This window comes from Kiloniella majae (genome assembly GCF_002118315.1).
GTDB lineage: Bacteria > Pseudomonadota > Alphaproteobacteria > Kiloniellales > Kiloniellaceae > Kiloniella > Kiloniella majae.
The window spans coordinates 24,630-43,650 of sequence record NZ_MTSZ01000007.1 but is presented as its reverse complement, the minus strand read 5'-3'; the positions used below and the strand labels follow the sequence as shown (position 1 = coordinate 43,650).

The window sequence follows — 19,021 nt, the reverse complement described above, 5'->3', positions numbered from 1 at the left end:
TCGCCCTCAAGGGCAACAGACCCAGTAAAAAAGTACAGATAAACCGTACAGATAAGATAAAAACAAACTGGGCTGTCACACCACGAACAGGAGAAAACCGATGCCAACGGTATCTATGACAGTTAATGGCAAGCAGGTTTCGGCGGATGTATCGTCGAATACGCTACTTGTGACTTTTATCCGTGAAAATTTAAAATTAACCGGCACCCATGTTGGCTGTGATACCAGCCAATGCGGTGCCTGTGTCGTTCACGTCAATGGTAACAGCGCGAAATCCTGCACCATGCTTGCCGTACAAGCCGAAGGTGCAGAGATAACAACCATTGAGGGTCTCGCAAAGGGCAATGATCTTCATCCCATGCAGAAATCCTTTCAGGAGAACCACGGTTTGCAATGCGGTTTCTGTACCACAGGCATGATCATGAGTGCCGTAGATCTGGTGAATAAATCGGACAAACTGGATGATGCCTCAATTCGCGAAGGCCTTGAGGGCAATATCTGTCGCTGTACTGGCTATCAGAACATTGTGAAGTCCATCCAGGCAGCCGCTAAAGAAATGGAGGCGTAATCATGACTACTGAAACTGGCATCGGTGCCTCTGTCCGCCGCAAAGAAGACAAACGCTTTATTATTGGCAAAGGACGTTATCTTGACGATATCACCAAGCCCGGACAAACCTATGGATACTTCATCCGGTCTCCCTATGCCCATGCAAAAATCAACAGTATAGATACAAGCGAAGCCCTGAAAGCACCGGGGATCGTTGATATTTTAACTGGCCCGGATATGGAAGCTGATGGCATCGGGCCAATTATCTGCGGTTGGGGAATTACGTCCAAAGACGGGACACCACACAAAGCCCCCGCACACCCCGCCTTGGCTGTAAGTCATGTCAAATATGTCGGGCATCAGGTTGCGCTTGTTGTTGCAGAAACTTTGCAACAAGCCAGGGATGCAGCAGAGCTTGTAGAAATCGACTACGAAGAACTCCCCCATGTCATAGAAGTTGGTGATGCTCTGGCAAGCGATGCGCCACAAATTCATGATGATATCCCTGGAAACCTGTCTTTTGATTGGGAAATCGGAGACCGAGCGGCCGCTGAACAGGCTATTGCATCCGCGCACCACGTCACCCGCATGGATCTTCGTAATAACCGCCTCATTCCAAATGCGATGGAGCCTCGCGCTGCATTGGGTGAATATGATGCGGGAACAGATGAAATCACGCTCTATACAACCAGTCAAAACCCGCATGTGCACAGACTTGTCCTTTCGGCCTTTAATGCTGTCGCACCGGAACATAAATTACGAGTTATAGCCCCGGATGTCGGCGGTGGGTTTGGATCAAAAATCTTTATCTACTCAGAAGAAACTGTCTGTGCCTGGGCAACAAAAAAACTAGATCGCCCAATCAAATGGACTGCGGACAGATCAGAATCATTCCTATCGGATGCTCATGGCCGCGACCATGAAACCCATGCAGAAATGGCATTTGATGCAGATGGTAAAATTCTTGGCTTCAAGGTATCAACCAAAGCCAACGTAGGCTGTTACTTGTCAACTTTTGCCTCTGCTGTGCCAACCTATCTCTACGGCACCTTGCTTAATGGTCAGTACACAATGCCAGCCATCTATTGTGAGGTTCAGGCAGGTTTTACCAATACAGCCCCTGTTGATGCCTATCGCGGTGCTGGCCGTCCTGAAGCAACCTATGTTGTCGAACGGATGATCGAAATTGGTGCCCGTGAAATGGGTATAGATCCGGGTGAAATTCGCAAACGAAACTTCATCCCACCGGATGCCTATCCTTATGAAACACCTGTCATCATGGCCTATGACAGTGGTAACTACGCACTTGCTATGGACAAGGCCCAAGCTGCCATTGATTATAGTGGTTTTGAAGCCAGAAAAGCTGAATCAGCGCAACGAGGCAAGCTTCGTGGCATTGGCTATTCCGCCTTTATCGAAGCTTGCGGCATTGCACCGTCAGCTGCGGTTGGCTCTCTTGGTGCTGGCGTCGGATTATGGGAATCTGCCCAGGTTCGTTTTAACCCGACTGGTAGCGTAACTGTCTTCACCGGAAGTCATTCACACGGCCAAGGTCATGAAACAACTTTTGCCCAGATTGTATCAGATCAGCTCGGCGTTCCGATTGATCAGGTAGAGATATCACACGGTGATACAGGTAAGGTGCCTTTTGGCATGGGTACTTACGGGTCCCGATCTCTCGCTGTTGGTGGTTCTGCAATTATGAAAGCCATCGATAAGGTTGTAGAAAAGAGTAAAAAAATCGCGGCCCATACATTGGAAGCATCCGTCGAAGACATCGAACATTCTGGCGGTGTCTTCTCCGTCGCCGGCACGGACAAAAAGATGACCATGGCAGAGATCGCATTTTCAGCCTATGTTCCTCACAACTATCCGGCTGATGTCGAACCTGGAATGGATGAAACTGCCTTCTATGATCCGCTAAACTTTACCTTCCCTGCTGGTACGCACATTGCCGAGGTAGAGATTGATCCTGAAACGGGCACCACAGAAATCTTGGATTGGGTGGCTGTGGATGATTTCGGCAACGTAATCAACCCTATGATTGTCGAAGGCCAAGTTCACGGTGGGCTCGCACAAGGTATCGGGCAAGCACTCTTGGAAAACTGCGTCTACGACAAGGAAAGCGGGCAACTTCTTACCGGGTCTTACATGGACTACTGCATGCCACGTGCAGATGATCTGCCAACCTTCCGAGTGGAGACCATCAACACACCGTGTACGACAAACCCCCTTGGCGTAAAGGGCTGTGGTGAAGCCGGTGCAATATCGGCACCTGCGGCATTGATGAATGCCATCACCAATGCTCTAGGCAAGGAAATAGACATGCCAGCCACACCTGAAAAGGTATGGCGCGCGGCACAGGGACTATAAGGGAGGAATAGATCATGTATGAATTTGACTATAAACGTCCAGGCACCATAGACGAAGCTGCTGGCCTCCTGAACGATGACACCGTCCTCCTTGCTGGTGGACAAACTCTGATCCCGACGCTCAAGCAGCGTCTGGCTCAACCCGAAGCCCTCGTTGATCTCAGCGCGATAGAATCATTGCGCGGAGTTTGCCCCGATGGAGATCAACTCGCAATCGGGGCGATGACAACCCATGCCGAGGTCGCAAACAAAGCAACGATCCCGGTACTTGCATCACTTGCCAGCGGGATTGGGGATGCGCAAGTTCGCAACAGAGGGACCATAGGCGGATCGATTGCCAATAATGATCCGGCTGCAGATTATCCTGCTGCTGTTGTTGGACTGAACGCTGTCGTCAGTACCGACAGGCGGACAATTGCCGCAGATGATTTTTTCACAGATCTTTTTGAAACAGCTCTGGAAGAAGGAGAGATCATCACCAATGTGACCTTCCCCAAACCGGAAGCGGCTGCATACATAAAGTTCGATAATCCTGCCTCACGTTATGCAATTGTCGGTGTAATGGTAGCAAAAACCAGTTCTGGTATCAGAGTAGCTGTCACAGGTGCTGGTCCTTGCGTTTTCCGTCAGACAGAAATGGAAACTGCCCTTTCAGGCAGCTTCACGACACAGGCACTGGAAAACATTTCTGTATCAGCAGACGGTCTAAACAGCGACATTCATGCTTCGGCAGAATATCGTGCCAACTTGATCAAAGTTCTGGCTAAACGCGCCGTTGCCCAAATAAACGGCTAAAAATATCTGGCCGTAGCGGATCTCTATAATCTGCTGCGGCCATTTTATGTTGTGATCATCTGCCTACGGAGCACGTCATGCCAAATTCGTCTCAAATATCCGCTTCCATTGATGACGTTCTTCAAAATTTAGCCAACGGTAAGTACGTTGCAGACCGATCCCTTGCCACTGTTATTCACCTTGCCCTGAACATGCAACGCCCACTGTTTCTCGAGGGTGAAGCCGGGGTCGGGAAAACGGAAATCGCCAAGGTTCTTTCAGCTACACTGGACAGGCCTTTGGTCCGTCTTCAGTGTTACGAAGGTCTTGATATCAACACTGCTGTCTATGAATGGAATTATACAAGACAGATGGTTGAGATCCGTATTGCCGAAGCTGCCGGAGATACAGATAGAGCAGGACTTTCCAAAGATATATTCGCCCCGGAGTTTTTAATAAAACGACCTCTGCTGGAAGCATTGGAAAGCCACAACGGCAAAAGCCCTGTTCTGCTCATTGATGAGCTGGATCGCGCGGATGAAGCCTTTGAGGCTTATCTTCTGGAAGTCTTATCTGACTACCAGATTACTATTCCAGAGCTAGGAACAATCAAAGCAGAAGAACCACCTGTCGTCATCATCACATCCAATAGAACACGTGAAATTCACGATGCCTTAAAACGTCGCTGTCTTTATCACTGGGTTGATTACCCCGATGCCCTCAGAGAGCTTGAAATTCTTAAGCTCAAGGCACCGGATGCAGCAGAGAGACTAAGCAACGAAGTTGTTTTGTTTGTTCAGGAGTTACGGAAAAATCCAGAAATATTCAAACAGCCCGGTATTGCGGAAACCATTGACTGGACAAATGCCTTAACACAGCTGGACCGCGTCTCGCTGGCACCCGAAATTGTCAGCGATACCTTGGGCGTTCTTTTGAAATATCAAGATGATATAAGCCGCATACAAGGAAGCGAAGCCACTGATATCTTAAGGAAAGTGCAAACAGAGATAGACCAAATAGGCTGATATCTTATGCTTCCACAGCAGCCATATCAAAATAGCAAACGCGATGAAGGTTATCTGGCAGAAAATATCCTCCATTTCGCCCGAACACTAAGAAAAGCAGGTCTAGCACTGCCTCCTGCACGTGTTTTAGAGGCGATAGAAGCCACCCAGTTTTCCGGCCTGACCAGACGCGATGATATTTATGCAACCTTTCGCTGCCTTTTTATTTCCAGCAGGGATCAGCAAGAAATTTTCGATCAGTGTTTTCATATTTTTTGGCGAAATCCCGAATTTCTTGAACGCGCCATGTCATTATTGTTACCAACAACATTTCTGGAAAACGCCCCCCGGGATGAAAAGGACAAAGCTCTGAAGCGTGTGAGCCAGGCATTCGCACCAGAACAGAAAAACACACCTCCTCAAGAGAAGACAGACGACGATGTGGAAGTCGAATTTGACGCAAGATTAACAAGTTCTGATGAAAAGGTTTTTCGTCACAAAGATTTTGAACAAATGAGTGTTGAAGAGCAACAAAGAGCGCTGGATCTGATCAAACGCTTACAGCTCCCAGCCGAAGAGATCACTACACGACGCTTTACGCCATCGCGTCAAAAACAACGCATTGATACCCGTAGAACCATGCAGGCATCAATGCGGCGTGGTGCAGATATTATTGACTTAAAGTATAAAGCAAAAAAGGTACAACGAGCACCGTTGGTTATTCTCTGCGATATCTCTGGCTCTATGAGTGAATACAGCCGAATGTTACTTCATTTCGTTCACAGCCTTGGCTCTGCACGTGATCGTATCCATAGCTTTACCTTTGGAACGGAACTGCACAACATCACAAGACAGATGAAATATAAGGACGTGGATGAGGCCCTTGCTGCTGTCGGGCAGCAAATTGATGACTGGTCAGGGGGGACCCGAATCAGCAGTGCATTACATGATTTCAATCAACACTGGTCGCGACGCGTTTTAGGACAGCGGGCAAACGTTCTTTTAATCACCGATGGCCTGGAGAGAGATGGCGCCTACGACCTTTCCCTAGAAATGGATCGACTGCACAGGTCCTGTCGAAAACTCATCTGGTTGAATCCCCTGCTCAGGTACGATGCGTTTCAAGCAAAAGCACGCGGCATTAAATTAATGTTGCCACACGTTGATGAATTTAGAAGTGCACACAATATAAAGAGTCTAGAAGGTTTGATTGAAAGCCTGCAAAATAAGAAACGCCCCACTTAGTATCGGCACAGTCATGGACCAATCAAGAATGACCGAAAAACACACAATAGAAACATCTGCTGAGGATCTGTTAAAAACCGCAGCAGTCTGGCAGGACCAAGGTCGCAAGGTTGCTCTCGCAACCGTTATTAAGACTTGGGGCTCATCACCGCGTCAAGCTGGCAGCATGATGATCATTGACCAAGACATGACCATGCTCGGCTCCGTCAGTGGTGGTTGTATCGAAGGGGCCGTTATTCAAGAAGCTTTGGAGATTATGAACCACGGCAAGGCAGATATTCTGGAATTTGGTGTCGGCGATGAGCAGGCTTGGGACGTTGGCCTGGCTTGTGGCGGTACAATCCAAGTCTATGTTGAACGACTGGAAGCTGCATGAAGCGCACAACACTCGATCAACTCAACATCGCCAAAGCTGCAAAAGAAACCACAGCTCTACTAACAGATTTAAAAAGTGGCGAACAGGAACTGGTATACCCTCTAAGATCTGATGTAGAGCATCCTTTGCTGGCTGATCTGAAAACTGCAGTGCGTGACGATAAATCCTATGTCCACGCAACTGAAAACGGGGAAACATTCATTCAAATTTTCAACCCACCTCTACGCCTGATCATAGTAGGTGCGGTTCACATATCGCAATTTTTGGTGCCTATGGCGCAATCGGCAGGTTACGAAGTTATTCTCATTGATCCCAGAAGTGCTTTTGGCAACAAAACCCGCTTTCCAAATTGCGCAATCACCAACGAATGGCCTGATGAAGCCATGGAAGATCTCAAGCCCGATCACAGAACTGCTGTCGTCTTATTAACGCATGATCCCAAACTCGACGATCCTGCACTAGAAGCATCCTTAAACTCAGATGCGTTTTATATCGGTGCACTCGGCAGTAAAAGAACCCACGCCAAACGCCTAGACCGTCTTAGGCATATAGAAAATCTAGACCGCATCGAAGGGCCAATTGGGTTGGATATCGGTGCCAAGAACCCAGCAGAAATCGCCGTTTCCATTCTTGCATCAATTACAAAATCCCTCCGCCATGGGGACAAGACGTGATTTACGCCGAAGTTAAAACGGAAGACGCCGAAGGCACCTATCTGGCTCACTCAATCACAAGTCATAAAGGTCGTTTAAGCAAAGGACACCTTCTGACATCCCCTGACATAGACGATCTGCTATTGTCAGACATTGGAATAGTAACAACAATCCGACTTGAAGAGCACGATATTCACGAAGACTCTGCAGCTGCACAGCTTGGCCAGTTTGTGTCTGGTAACGGCGTAAAAACAAGCCCCGCCTTTACAGGACGCTGTAATATTTACAGTACTGAGCACGGTGTTTTTGAGACTACGCCACAGGATATTGGGAACATTAATTCTGTTGACGAAGCCATCACACTGGCAACACTTTCCCCCTATGTTGTTGTCCATCCCAATCAGCTCGTCGCCACCGCAAAAATCATTCCATTAGCAGCGCCATCACGGGCATTGAAACAAACCAGAGGATTAGCGCAACTTACCGTCCACCCCTTTCGAAAACTTAAAATTGGTCTTGTTCTGACCCGGTTACCGCAAACTAAAAAGTCTGTTCTGGGGAAAACACAAACGGTTGTGAACCAGCGACTTAAATCCTGTGCAAACGAGCTTTCCGAAGTCACCGTTGTTGATCACACCCCTAACTCCATTGCGACAGCAATAAAAGACCTGCGCAAAACTAATCATGATCTCATCCTGATATTTGGGGCCTCGGCAATTGTGGATCGACAGGATGCGTTGCCTAAAGGCCTCGAGCTCTCGGGGGGTAGAATAGAGCATTTTGGGATGCCCGTAGATCCAGGAAATTTACTTTTATTAGGGCGCCATTCAGGCAGCAACGTTATTGGCTTACCCGGTTGTGCAAGATCACCAAAACTCAATGGTTTTGACTGGATTTTACAACGTATCATTGCTGGGTTAGAGATCTCAAAAGATACCATCATGCAAATGGGATGCGGGGGTCTGCTCTCTGAAATTCCAACACGCCCACAACCAAGAGAAAAAATGCCTTCCGATACTTCCCATACCACGCCAAAAGTGACCGCCGTTTTGCTTGCCGCGGGACAGTCCCGAAGGATGGGACCGGAGAACAAGCTCCTTCAAGAGTGGCAAGGCAAACCACTTGTAAAATGGGTTGCAGATAACATTGGCAAAAGTCATATCGACCATACGATTGTCGTGACGGGACACGAGGCTGACTTAGTCCAGGAAAGCCTACAGTCCAACGATGTTGAATACGTACACAATCCTGATTTTGCTGACGGCCTCAGTACATCTTTGATCAAGGGCTTAATGGCTGTACCCGCAGATAGCGATGCAGTCTTGATTTGTCTAGGGGACATGCCATCGATTCATAGCACACAACTGAATAAATTGATCAGTGCCTATGACCCGGAAAATGGTGCCATAATCTGCGTTCCTACATTTGAGGGCAAGCGTGGCAACCCTGTACTCTGGAGCAGGGGTTTCATTCCCGAGATGTTAAATCTGAAAGGTGATAGCGGCGCACGGCACCTTCTGGGCAACTATCCCGGCGACTTGCAAGAAGTGGTTATGGACAATACATCTGTGCTTTCGGATATAGACACCCCGGAAGCACTATCAACACTCCGCAAGACGAGTTTCACAAAATGAGCGAACTAATGCCTGATGATGATCTCTATAACAAAGAGCTTTTGCGTCTTGCCGCCATGGGTGATTGTCGTCTGGAAAGCCCCCATCATACGATTATCCATAACAACCCGCTTTGTGGTGATCGCATTACCCTCGATCTGGCAATGCACGATAATCTGATTTCAGAGATTGGCTACAAAGCCCAATCCTGCGCACTTTGCAAAGCCTCTGCACAACTTATAAAAGAGCTTTCTCATGGCTGTGACTTAACAGAATTAGAGAAAATTCACCAACAACTGAAATTACAGCTAAAGGAAAATTTACCCATATCGCTTCCTAGTGAATGGGAATCATTCCATATTTTCCAGCCTGTTGCAGCCATAAAGAACAGACACAGCTGCGTATTACTTCCTTTTCAGGCACTCGCCAAAATAGAAACAATTTATTAAAACAAACGATTATATACTTGCTCTGATTACAAATAGAAGTTTTGCTACCTGATCCGCAAGATTTCCAAATCCCCTACGTGCGTTATTAAAGTCAACACGTGAAAGGTCTGGCAACGATTATGTCGATACAGAGCAAAATTGGATCCCTCCTGGCTGTACTATTCCTCGTCCTCATCGCTACGAGTGCCGGTATCCTCTACACAGTTGTTGCCCCCGAATTCGCCAGCCTTGATCGGGAAAACACCATTCACCGATCACAGCAAATACAAAACACACTCCATGATGAACTGGAAGACTTGAAAATCTATTCCAGCGACTGGGGTGTTTGGGATGACACCTATAAATATATGGTTTCAAAAGATCCCGAATTTATTGCGGGCAGCGCCCCCGACGATACGTTTTTGCTAACCGATATTCACCTGATGGCCTTTTATGACATGAACAATGACATTGTCTGGGGTCGTTGGTTTGATAAAAATTCCGACAGCTTCACAGATCTCGAGATTACTTTTGTCGATAACAAAACCAGAGCTGTGATGTCTCCACAAGCTGTGGTCGCCAACAATGGTATGGCTGGCTTTGCCCAGACAACACGTGGCCCCATGATGATCGCGGCCCACCCAATTCTCAAAAGTAATCAGGACGGCCCAGCACGAGGTATTGCCATTACCGGACGATATCTTGATCAAACTCGTATGGCAAAAATCGCTGAAGATCTCAATGCAGAATTCAATACGGTTTTCAGTCTGGAGCAGAGTATTTCCGAGAAGCAGAACCTGCCAATCGAAGTTATTTCTGATCCGCTACAAACCGGAGCTATCGGGCTATACGACGATCAGGATAACCATATGCTCTATTCCTACGTCGATATTATCGCCATGAATGACATCAAGCTCATGCGTTTGGTTCATCCGCACCCAATGGAAATACTCGACAAAGGACAGTTTGCCATTGCTACGGTTTTACAGCTTCTGGCGGCCTTTTTTGCGATCGCCCTATTTTTCATTGTCGTTTCTCTCCACAAAATTGTTCTCAACCCTTTGGGCACTCTTCGGAAAAAGATTGGCGCCCTAAAAATGGGGAACACCATACCAACAGAGGCAATTTCCGAAACCCAATCCAACGAACTTTTACTCGCACTTGAGAGCTTTGATGCTATGGAATCAGAAATTCGCCAGTATCAAAGTGATCTGGAAGACAAGGTGCGCGATAGAACCCATTGGTTACAGGAAACCAATGACCGACTGGAAGAGGAAGTTGCCGAAAGACAACGTACCGAAGAACACCTGCTCGCAGCAAAAGTGGAAGCTGAACAATCCAGTCGTAGCAAGTCAGAATTTCTCGCGACCATGAGCCATGAAATCCGAACCCCGATGAACGGTGTGGTCGGCATGACCAATCTGCTTCTGGAAAGTAAACTGGATGAGGAGCAGGTAGAATACACAAACTCTATTAAAAACTCTGCCGATCATCTATTGCTATTGATCAACGATATCCTTGATATCTCTAAGCTGGAAGCAGGGGTAAGCAAGCTGGAGATCAGCAGCTTTAGCCTTCCTGGAATTCTGGAATCTGTTACATCGGCTCAACGTCCCAAGGCTTCGTCTAAAAATCTGGCCCTGATTTCTGAAATAGACCCCGATTTGCCAGAGTGGGTAAAAAGTGACCCAACCAGACTACGACAGGTCCTATTCAATCTTGTCGGTAATGCCATCAAATTCACAGATACAGGCTATATCAAAATTACCGTAACACCCCACAAACCCCGCGCCGGAAGCACGCAGTGGATTAAGTGTTCCGTAGAAGACACGGGCATCGGCATCAGCGATGGAGATCAAGATCGTATCTTCGAACGCTTCACCCAGGCCGATGGATCTTCTTCTCGCAGGCACGGTGGTGCCGGCCTAGGGCTTTCTATTGTGAAGCGTTTAAGTAAACAAATGAGCGGAGAAATCGGACTGGAAAGTTCGCTGGGCAACGGCAGTACTTTCTGGTTCACAGTTCCGCTGGAAGTCGCGGAACCAACACAGAACGAAGATCCCACTACACAAACAGCACCTTCAGCCAGAAACAATGCATCTGCATCAACACAGGTTGTTGAGCCTGTGACCTTGTCTGAGGATGAACAGTTGCATGTTCTCATCGCAGAAGACAACAAAATCAATCAGATGCTGCTGACAAAGTTCTTTACCAAGCGTGGCCACAAATCTGATGTAGCCTTTAATGGTCTGGAAGCACTGGAATACCTCAAACATCAAAATCCGGATATTATTCTTATGGATATCCAGATGCCGGAAATGGATGGTATTGAAGCAACCAAAGCAATTCGCGCACTCGAAGGGGCCAAGTCGCAAATTCCCATCGTTGCCGTTACAGCAAATGCAATGAAGGGGGATCGGGATACTTATATTGCAGCCGGTATGAATGATTACGTCGCAAAACCTGTTGATTTCAAAAGGCTTATGGATGTGATTGAGCAAAATGTGCCCGCGAAAGTTTCGTAAATATAAATCACACGAACAAAGTTGACGATAACAGTAACGGACAAAACAAAGTCTGAAACAGAACCTTTGCCATGTGCTTTGTCCGCCAACTCCACATTGTCCTTATGTTTTAGAGGACAATGTTTCATGCCCCTTGCCCAATTCCACCCAAGTTCCTAAGCTCTCATCGATCCAATAAAACGAACTCTGGGAAACAAGCTCTGGCAAATTGCCTGCATATTGAGATCGTCCCAAGAGTTTCACCATAAATTTAGGGAGTAGAGTTATGGCAAAGGTCGCGTTTATAGGTTTGGGTGTTATGGGCTATCCAATGGCAGGGCACCTTGCCACAAAAGGGCATGACGTCAGCGTTTATAATCGTACGAACACAAAAGCCGATGCCTGGGTCAAGGAGCACGGCGGTCGCAGCGGCGCAACACCCCGCGCCGCATCAGAAGGCGCAGAAATCGTTTTCTGCTGTGTTGGTAACGATGATGATCTTCGCTCTGTTGTTCTTGGTGATGACGGCATATTCGCCGGTATGACCGCAGATACAGTTCTGGTCGATCATACGACGGCCTCCGCCGACGTTGCTCGTGAACTTGATGCTATCGCTCGTGAAAAATCGATCCACTTTGTTGATGCTCCTGTATCCGGCGGTCAGGCCGGCGCTGAAAACGGTGTACTCACTGTGATGTGTGGGTGTGAACAAGCCGCGTTTGACCGTATCAAGCCAGTTACTGATTGCTTCTCTCGTGCCGTTACCCTCATGGGGCCAGTCGGATCAGGACAATTGACCAAGATGGTCAATCAAATTGCCATTGCTGGCCTTGTTCAAGGTCTCAGTGAAGCCATGAACTTCGGCCAAAAAGCCAATCTGGATATGGAAAAGGTCATCGACGTGATTTCCAAAGGGGCGGCAGGTTCCTGGCAGATGGAAAACCGAGGATCAACCATGTGTCAGGGCGAGTTCGAATTTGGCTTTGCCGTTGACTGGATGCGCAAAGATCTTGGTATCTGTTTCGAAGAATCAAAACGAAATGGAGCCCGCTTGCCCACCACTCATCTGATTGATCAATTCTACGCACAGGTACAAGCCCGTGGCGGTAATCGCTGGGACACATCCAGTCTGGTACATTTACTTCAAAACGATTAGACGTGAAACTGCCCAAACAGCAGCAAGTCATCACAGCTTGCTGCTGTTTTTCTATGCCTATTCAACTCAGGCCTAAGTTACATAGAAACAAACAATCTTTAGCGGCAATCATACTATCTGTACTTCAAGTTATTGTGATTTCACACCTTATCGCTGGACACAAACAAATACAGCCTTGATCCCACCACAAGCCATCGCCATGATAGCCACCATCAGTTTCCCTAAGTCCGCAGAGAAAGAACCACATGTTTCATAGCTTTTATAAAACCAAAGAATGGGCGTTCTGGGCTTATGGTGGGGGTGCATTACTTATACTTTGCTTATGGATGCAAGTAGAAATGTCAGTAGCAATCAACACTTGGTACGGCGATTTCTATAACCTCCTTCAAACCGCAGCAGACTATAAAGACAAACCAGACGAAGGTATTGCGCTGTTTTTTAGCAAACTTATAGGGTTTGATTATCTAATCAACAACTACGAAGGGCAACCTTCATTCCTAATCATTGCCTTCCCCTACGTACTTTTGGCGATCATAACTAACTGGTTTACAAGAATTTATGGTCTCCGTTGGCGTGAAGCTATGACTTTTAACTTCATCCCGCGTTGGCGAACTGTTGAAGACGAAATAGAAGGCGCTTCTCAGCGTATTCAAGAAGACTGTAATCGCTTTGCTCGTATTGTTGAATCTCTCGGCTTACAAGTTGTCAGAGCTATTATGACTCTTATCGCGTTCATCCCAATTTTATGGGATTTCAGCAGCAAAGTTGACATCCCAATTATAAGAGATATTGAGGGCTCTCTGGTTTGGGGATCATTACTCGTCTCAGTCGGTGGCCTTTTAATCTCATGGCTTGTCGGCATAAAATTACCGGGATTGGAGTATAACAATCAACGTGTCGAAGCAGCATTCCGTAAAGATCTTGTTCTAGCAGAAGACAACAAAGAGCAATACGCCAAACAAGAAACTTTGTTTGAGCTATTCACTGGTATCCGTTTCAATTATCATCGCCTTTACTGGCATTATGGATACTTTGATCTATGGCTGAATATATATGATCAGTTTATGGTTATTGTCCCATATTTGATTATGGGGCCAGGGCTCTTTACAGGCCTAATTACCCTCGGAACTATGGTACAAATTTCAAATGCATTCCAGAAGGTTCACGGAGGTTTTGCATTATTCCTTCATAACTGGACAACCATTACCGAATTACGTTCCATCTATCGAAGGCTACATGAATTCGAACATAACCTACGACGATTTGAAAAACCTGTATTGGATTCACCACAGTCAGTGTGAAGATACTATTTTGTCATAGGTCATACAAAAAGCCCTCTATACGAGGGCTTTTTCACATTCTTGCGGTAAAGATGCTCCGTTATAGATCAAGCTTTGATCCGCTAAAATCAGCATGCTTTACTCTGGATAAATTCGTTTTATCCGGAGTTACCTTATGTCTGCCAATAAAGATCTTTTGACCGTTGGGCTTGCCCAGATCACTCCCGTTTGGCTCAATCGTGAAGCAACGCTTGAGAAAATTATCATCTATATAAACCAAGCTGCCGACCAAGGCTGTGACCTCGTTGGTTTCGGCGAAGCCTTGGCTCCCGGCTATCCTTTCTGGCTCGACCGGACCGATGGCGCTCGTTTTAACAATGACATTCAAAAAGAAATCCACGCCAAGTATCTGGATGAAGGCGTTTCTATTGAACGCGGCGATCTTACATCTGTTTGTGAAACCGCAAAAGCACGCGAGATTGCTGTTTATGTTGGCATCATGGAGCGCCCGCTTGATCGAGCCGGACATAGTCTTTATTGCACCCTCGTTTATATCGACAAACAAGGTCAAATCGGTTCAGTACATCGCAAGCTGATGCCAACCTATGAGGAACGTCTGGCTTGGGCCCCCGGCGATGGCCACGGCCTACGTACACACGCCCTTGGGGAATTCACCGTTGGTGGTTTGAACTGCTGGGAAAACTGGATGCCATTGGCCCGGGCCTCTCTCTATGCACAGGGCGAAGATCTGCACTTTTCCTGTTGGCCCGGTGGTGATCACAACACACATGACTTACCCGGTTTTATCGCTAAGGAGTCGCGTTCATATACAATGTTTGTCTGCGGCTTGATGCGCGTTGAAGACATCACAGATGACATCCCGCACGCTGACCTTATCAGAGCCGGGGAGAGCACTGGTTTTCTGGCCAATGGCGGCAGTTGCCTGATGGGGCCAGATGGAAAATGGGTTATTGAACCTATTATTGGCGAAGAACGTCTGGCCGTCGCAACCATTGACCACAAGCTTGTCCGAAAAGAACGTCAGAACTTTGACCCCGCAGGGCATTATTCAAGACCAGATGTGACTCAGCTATCTGTAAACAGAGAACGGCAGTCCACAGTGAAATTCACAAATTAAGGGGTAACTATGCGAACGAGAGGTAAATGAACAGCCTTATAATCGCAGATTAGTAATCAATGCAGAGGTCGATTAATCGGATTGGCCTCTGCATCTTGGTTGGATTTGTGCTCTTCGCTTGGTGATATAACCGATGCACGATCCAGACTACGCCCACGGGGGAAATACACACAAACACTTGTCCCAACACCAAGTTCACTTTCAATAACAACATGCCCACCATGTAACTCGACAAGAGAGCTCACAATATGAAGCCCCAAGCCAGTTCCTTCGTGATTACGCGTTAGAGCTTCACTAACCTGGTGGAACGGGTCCATAACCTTGGCCAGATCTTCATTACTAATTCCGATGCCTTTGTCGGCAACTGTAAGACAAATATTACCCTGTTTGGCCACAGAAGCAGTAATAACCACTTCACCTTCCTCGCGCGAAAACTTAACTGCATTCGATAGCAAGTTAATCAAGACTTGTTTCACCCGTCGCGCATCAGCATACAAATAGGGTAGATCTTTTGGTATTTCTGTAACGAGTGAGATGTTCTGGCTATCCGCTCTGTTGGCAAGCATCACCACCGATGATTCGATCACCGCTGATAGATCCACTTCCGTCTCAAGAAGATCCATATCACCTGATTCAAGTTTGGAAACATCCAGAATATCATTCAGGACCTCGAGTAAATGCACCCCGGCACTATTAATATCAGCGCAGTAATCCTTATATCTTTCCTGCCCCAAAGGACCAAAGGATTCATTCTTAAGAAGCTCGGAAAAACCAATAATACAATTGAGCGGCGTACGGAGTTCGTGGCTCATGTTTGCCAAAAATTCGTTTTTACTTCGGCTCGCTAATTGCTCTTTACTCACAGCATTACGCAACTGCTCTTCCGTGTTGATCCGCGTCTGTAATTCCGCCTGTAATTCTGCCGTCCGTAATTTCACCCGTCGCTCAAGGCTAAGATTGGACTCCTCCAATGCCTCGGCTACTTTCTTTTGGACCGTAATATCGTTGTATGTTGTCACAAAACCGTCCTGAAGAGGGTTCCCGCAAACCTCTACAACAGTCCCATCGGTTCGCGTTCGCTCTAAATGGTGTGGCTCAAACTTATAGGCAAGTTCCATACGCTGATTGACTTGATGTTCTATATTCCCCGGACCGTATTCTCCTCGTTCCGCATTATAGCGAAAAAGATCGGCCATAGAGGTCCCGGGCCTGCCAAGTTCCTGCGGAAAATCCATAAGCTCAAGAAAACGCTGATTACACAACACGAGCTTACAGTTACGGTCAAAAAGAGAAATGCCTTGGGTAATATTCTCAACAACCGTCTTTAACTGCCCAGCAATCGCGATTACATCCCCAACCATGCACGAAGATGCATCACTAACCAGTAGTGATAAACCACCATTGTTCAAAGAATTCATTCTGATTTGGGTTAATTCGAGGCTCGGTTTTTGAAAAACAACGGGTTGCCCGATTTCCATAAAATGAAGCCATTCATCGAGAATTTCGACGTCCGCGCCTTTTGCTGGAACACGAATATCACTGCCAATGCATTTCAGAAGAAGGTCATTCAAACAGGTACTCGGCTCGACAAGACTTTTGCTTATGCCTAAAAGCTTTTGGAAATCGTCGTCGCACCCGATCAACCTGCGATCTTTGTCAAAAAAGGCAACAGCTTGGTTTGGTAGATAAAGCGGGCTGGCGTACTCTGCAGGTTCCTCTGCCTGAGTACCCTTCTGTTTCCCCATACTGTTGACCTCAAGAATATTGCAATAGCTTGTTTTCCAGCCTTAATCACTAACGATAAACGGTAAACTATTAAAAATTAGTTGCACCTAAAGGTGGTTCTTGACCCCAAGCCTATAAACGCGGTTACATAACAAATGACATTACAAAATCGGTTTTACTTCCACCTCAGATAGCAAGCTATCATTCCACGATCATGTTTATTCAATCCAGGCGCACTCAAACAAGCTTGGAATATTTCAAACTTTAACAGGTATAGGCCAAAGAGATCAGACCAATGAGGTCAGGCCAGAGAAAGAAGAGACGTTCATGACCACATTAGATATAGATTTTGTTCGCTCCCAGTTTCCTGCTTTCAAGGAACCGTCTCTTCAAGACTGGTCCTTTTTTGAAAATGCTGGTGGATCCTATGCTTGTCATCAAGTCATTGACCGATTGAACAACTACTACCGAAAAACAAAGTTACAACCCTATCATCCCTTTCCTGCATCAGAAGCCGCCGGCCAAGAAATGGATCAGGCCCTTATAAAACTTGCGGCCTATCTCAACGTTTCAGAAGCTGAAATTGATCTGGGGCCATCGACAAGTCAAAATACTTATGTTTTGGCACAGGCTTTCCGCGCCACCATGCAAGAAGGCGATGAAATCATCGTCACCAATCAGGACCACGAAGCAAATTCTGGCGTCTGGCGCAGATTGTCAGATAGCGGAATAACAGTCAGAGAATGGCGTGTTGATCCGGAAACCGGATATTTAAATCTCTCAGATCTCGACAATTTACTGAACGACAAAACCCGCCTTGTAACCTTCCCTCATTGTTCAAATATCATTGCCCATGTGAACCCCGTTGCGGAAATATCTGCACGCGCCCATGCGGTCGGCGCAAAAGTTGTTGTCGATGGCGTTTCCTATGCCGGACATGGCTTCCCTGATGTGTCCGCTCTTGGGGCGGATGTCTATCTTTTCTCACTTTATAAAACCTATGGCCCGCATCAGGGATTGATGTTTATTCGTCAGGAAACAAGGGAGATGTTGGCCTATCAGGGGCATTTCTTTAACAAAGATCTCGCCCATAAACGATTTGTACCTGCCGGACCTGACCACGCGCAGGTTGCCGCATCCAGCGGAATTACGGAATATTTTGATGCCGTACATGCGCACCATTTTGGTCAACAAACAAATTCTGCAAAACGGGGACAGGACATCCACGATCTTTTTCAGGCACAGGAACAGGCTTTGATGGCTCCCTTACTTGAATATATCCGAAGCAGAAATGATTTACGCCTTCTAGGCCCGGATAAACCAGAAGACCGAGCCCCAACCATTTCCCTGATTATCAAACAAAATGGGATCATCAAACGAAATGGCAGGTCCGTTGCTGAGGATTTATCGCAACACGGCATCATGGCAGCTGGCGGACATTTTTATTCTTACCGGCTTTTTGAAGGAATGAATCTGGACCCTGAATCCGGCGCACTTCGTGTTTCCTTTGTTCACTACACCAGCCCTGATGATATTCAAAAGCTACTCAAAGCGCTTGATCAGGTTCTATAGGTAGAAGCATCGCTCCCGTTATATCAATATCAAAGAAACCCCTTTCCTCTATTATATCGCGGGTATATCACGGGAAAGGGGCTATGCTATTAGCCTTATACACCCTGAGTTTGTGCTTAATTTCATTGATAAAATTACGTTCCATCAAACGATACCAACTATTCGATATCGCGAATAAACCCTTATAAACCGGGCATAAACTTTTGGTATAGAGGCCTTTATATAAGCCAAAGTTCAATAGATTTATCATGTCTCCTTCCTCAGGTTCAGTTCATCACGAACACAAAACCAAAGGACAAGAACATGAAACAGTTAAAGCAAACCATTCTCTTTTCTTCTATCGGCATATTCACACTCGCCGGGGTGGCCTTCGCTCACAGCTTGGATGGTACCTATGCCGGAAAATCCGAGACAGAAATCACAGGCCTATTACAGACCCAAGGTTATGAAGTGCGAGAAATCGAAGTTGAAGATGAATATCTGGAAGCCTATGCCTTGAAAGACGGCATTCGCTACGAAATTTACGTTGATCCCAAAACAGGCAACATCATCAAAGTCGAAGAAGACGATTAATTCCTTCTCATTCGATCTCCAGATCGGAGAGGCGATACGGCCTCTCCGATCTTTTTCTA

The 19,021-nt window shown here is 46.7% G+C and carries 16 protein-coding genes; 15 read left to right on the top strand and 1 reads right to left on the bottom strand.

Going from position 1 to position 19,021, the window contains the following annotated elements:
* Positions 1–100 precede the first annotated feature (100 nt).
* The 13 genes from BKB51_RS17065 (at position 101) to BKB51_RS17005 (ending at position 15,092) form a co-directional block, all read left to right on the top strand.
* On the top strand, positions 101–568 hold the full coding sequence (locus BKB51_RS17065; RefSeq protein ID WP_085902331.1) for a (2Fe-2S)-binding protein: 468 nt from the start codon (positions 101–103) through the stop codon (positions 566–568).
* Between the two features lie 2 nt (positions 569–570).
* The gene (locus tag BKB51_RS17060; RefSeq protein WP_085902330.1) at positions 571–2,922 is read left to right on the top strand and encodes a xanthine dehydrogenase family protein molybdopterin-binding subunit; all 2,352 of its coding nucleotides are present in this window, start codon (positions 571–573) and stop codon (positions 2,920–2,922) included.
* 14 nt (positions 2,923–2,936) lie between these two features.
* Entirely contained in the window at positions 2,937–3,716 is a 780-nt protein-coding gene (locus tag BKB51_RS17055; protein ID WP_085902329.1) for an FAD binding domain-containing protein, read from the top strand.
* A 77-nt stretch (positions 3,717–3,793) separates the two neighbouring features.
* Positions 3,794–4,720 (top strand): AAA family ATPase, encoded by a 927-nt coding sequence (locus tag BKB51_RS17050; RefSeq protein ID WP_085902328.1) that lies wholly within the window; start codon positions 3,794–3,796, stop codon positions 4,718–4,720.
* Positions 4,721–4,726: 6 nt separating this feature from the next.
* Positions 4,727–5,944, top strand: a complete 1,218-nt coding sequence (locus tag BKB51_RS17045; RefSeq protein WP_085902327.1) for a vWA domain-containing protein — start codon at positions 4,727–4,729, stop codon at positions 5,942–5,944.
* Positions 5,945–5,972: 28 nt separating this feature from the next.
* Positions 5,973–6,320 (top strand): XdhC family protein, encoded by a 348-nt coding sequence (locus BKB51_RS17040; protein ID WP_085902326.1) that lies wholly within the window; start codon positions 5,973–5,975, stop codon positions 6,318–6,320.
* Positions 6,317–6,994, top strand: a complete 678-nt coding sequence (locus tag BKB51_RS17035) for an XdhC family protein (RefSeq protein ID WP_085902325.1) — start codon at positions 6,317–6,319, stop codon at positions 6,992–6,994. Before BKB51_RS17040 ends, BKB51_RS17035 begins: the two co-directional genes overlap by 4 nt.
* On the top strand, positions 6,991–8,607 hold the full coding sequence (locus BKB51_RS17030) for an NTP transferase domain-containing protein (protein ID WP_085902324.1): 1,617 nt from the start codon (positions 6,991–6,993) through the stop codon (positions 8,605–8,607). The genes BKB51_RS17035 and BKB51_RS17030 overlap by 4 nt, the downstream gene beginning before the upstream one ends.
* The gene (locus tag BKB51_RS17025; RefSeq protein ID WP_085902323.1) at positions 8,604–9,035 is read left to right on the top strand and encodes an iron-sulfur cluster assembly scaffold protein; all 432 of its coding nucleotides are present in this window, start codon (positions 8,604–8,606) and stop codon (positions 9,033–9,035) included. Before BKB51_RS17030 ends, BKB51_RS17025 begins: the two co-directional genes overlap by 4 nt.
* A gap of 119 nt (positions 9,036–9,154) precedes the next feature.
* On the top strand, positions 9,155–11,539 hold the full coding sequence (locus BKB51_RS17020) for an ATP-binding protein (RefSeq protein ID WP_085902322.1): 2,385 nt from the start codon (positions 9,155–9,157) through the stop codon (positions 11,537–11,539).
* Positions 11,540–11,804: 265 nt separating this feature from the next.
* On the top strand, positions 11,805–12,674 hold the full coding sequence (locus BKB51_RS17015; protein WP_085902321.1) for an NAD(P)-dependent oxidoreductase: 870 nt from the start codon (positions 11,805–11,807) through the stop codon (positions 12,672–12,674).
* 245 nt (positions 12,675–12,919) lie between these two features.
* Positions 12,920–13,975, top strand: coding sequence for a putative transporter (locus BKB51_RS17010; protein ID WP_085902320.1), 1,056 nt, complete (start codon positions 12,920–12,922; stop codon positions 13,973–13,975).
* 154 nt (positions 13,976–14,129) lie between these two features.
* Positions 14,130–15,092 (top strand): carbon-nitrogen hydrolase family protein, encoded by a 963-nt coding sequence (locus tag BKB51_RS17005; RefSeq protein WP_085902319.1) that lies wholly within the window; start codon positions 14,130–14,132, stop codon positions 15,090–15,092.
* 56 nt (positions 15,093–15,148) lie between these two features.
* On the opposite strand, the gene BKB51_RS17000 is transcribed toward BKB51_RS17005, so the two are convergent.
* Positions 15,149–16,837, bottom strand: a complete 1,689-nt coding sequence (locus BKB51_RS17000) for a sensor histidine kinase (protein ID WP_085902318.1) — start codon at positions 16,835–16,837, stop codon at positions 15,149–15,151.
* Positions 16,838–17,144: 307 nt separating this feature from the next.
* Here BKB51_RS17000 and BKB51_RS16995 point away from each other — a divergent pair, with 307 nt between their 5' ends.
* Positions 17,145–18,389: an aminotransferase class V-fold PLP-dependent enzyme gene (locus BKB51_RS16995; protein ID WP_085902317.1), complete on the top strand. Its 1,245-nt coding sequence runs from the start codon at positions 17,145–17,147 to the stop codon at positions 18,387–18,389.
* A gap of 303 nt (positions 18,390–18,692) precedes the next feature.
* Positions 18,693–18,962 (top strand): PepSY domain-containing protein, encoded by a 270-nt coding sequence (locus BKB51_RS16985; RefSeq protein WP_085902315.1) that lies wholly within the window; start codon positions 18,693–18,695, stop codon positions 18,960–18,962.
* The last annotated feature ends 59 nt before the right edge of the window (positions 18,963–19,021 follow it).

What these genes read in the sequence shown, in the direction of transcription:
- BKB51_RS17015 (WP_085902321.1), top strand. Translation starts at nt 11,805, where the DNA reads ATGGCAAAGGTCGCGTTTATAGGTTTGGGTGTTATGGGCTATCCAATG.
- BKB51_RS17020 (WP_085902322.1), top strand. Translation starts at nt 9,155, where the DNA reads ATGTCGATACAGAGCAAAATTGGATCCCTCCTGGCTGTACTATTCCTC.
- BKB51_RS17065 (WP_085902331.1), top strand. Translation starts at nt 101, where the DNA reads ATGCCAACGGTATCTATGACAGTTAATGGCAAGCAGGTTTCGGCGGAT.
- BKB51_RS17045 (WP_085902327.1), top strand. Translation starts at nt 4,727, where the DNA reads ATGCTTCCACAGCAGCCATATCAAAATAGCAAACGCGATGAAGGTTAT.
- BKB51_RS17060 (WP_085902330.1), top strand. Translation starts at nt 571, where the DNA reads ATGACTACTGAAACTGGCATCGGTGCCTCTGTCCGCCGCAAAGAAGAC.
- BKB51_RS17040 (WP_085902326.1), top strand. Translation starts at nt 5,973, where the DNA reads ATGACCGAAAAACACACAATAGAAACATCTGCTGAGGATCTGTTAAAA.
- BKB51_RS17000 (WP_085902318.1), bottom strand. Translation starts at nt 16,837, where the DNA reads ATGGGGAAACAGAAGGGTACTCAGGCAGAGGAACCTGCAGAGTACGCC.
- BKB51_RS17035 (WP_085902325.1), top strand. Translation starts at nt 6,317, where the DNA reads ATGAAGCGCACAACACTCGATCAACTCAACATCGCCAAAGCTGCAAAA.
- BKB51_RS17055 (WP_085902329.1), top strand. Translation starts at nt 2,937, where the DNA reads ATGTATGAATTTGACTATAAACGTCCAGGCACCATAGACGAAGCTGCT.
- BKB51_RS16995 (WP_085902317.1), top strand. Translation starts at nt 17,145, where the DNA reads ATGACCACATTAGATATAGATTTTGTTCGCTCCCAGTTTCCTGCTTTC.
- BKB51_RS17010 (WP_085902320.1), top strand. Translation starts at nt 12,920, where the DNA reads ATGTTTCATAGCTTTTATAAAACCAAAGAATGGGCGTTCTGGGCTTAT.
- BKB51_RS16985 (WP_085902315.1), top strand. Translation starts at nt 18,693, where the DNA reads ATGAAACAGTTAAAGCAAACCATTCTCTTTTCTTCTATCGGCATATTC.
- BKB51_RS17050 (WP_085902328.1), top strand. Translation starts at nt 3,794, where the DNA reads ATGCCAAATTCGTCTCAAATATCCGCTTCCATTGATGACGTTCTTCAA.
- BKB51_RS17025 (WP_085902323.1), top strand. Translation starts at nt 8,604, where the DNA reads ATGAGCGAACTAATGCCTGATGATGATCTCTATAACAAAGAGCTTTTG.
- BKB51_RS17005 (WP_085902319.1), top strand. Translation starts at nt 14,130, where the DNA reads ATGTCTGCCAATAAAGATCTTTTGACCGTTGGGCTTGCCCAGATCACT.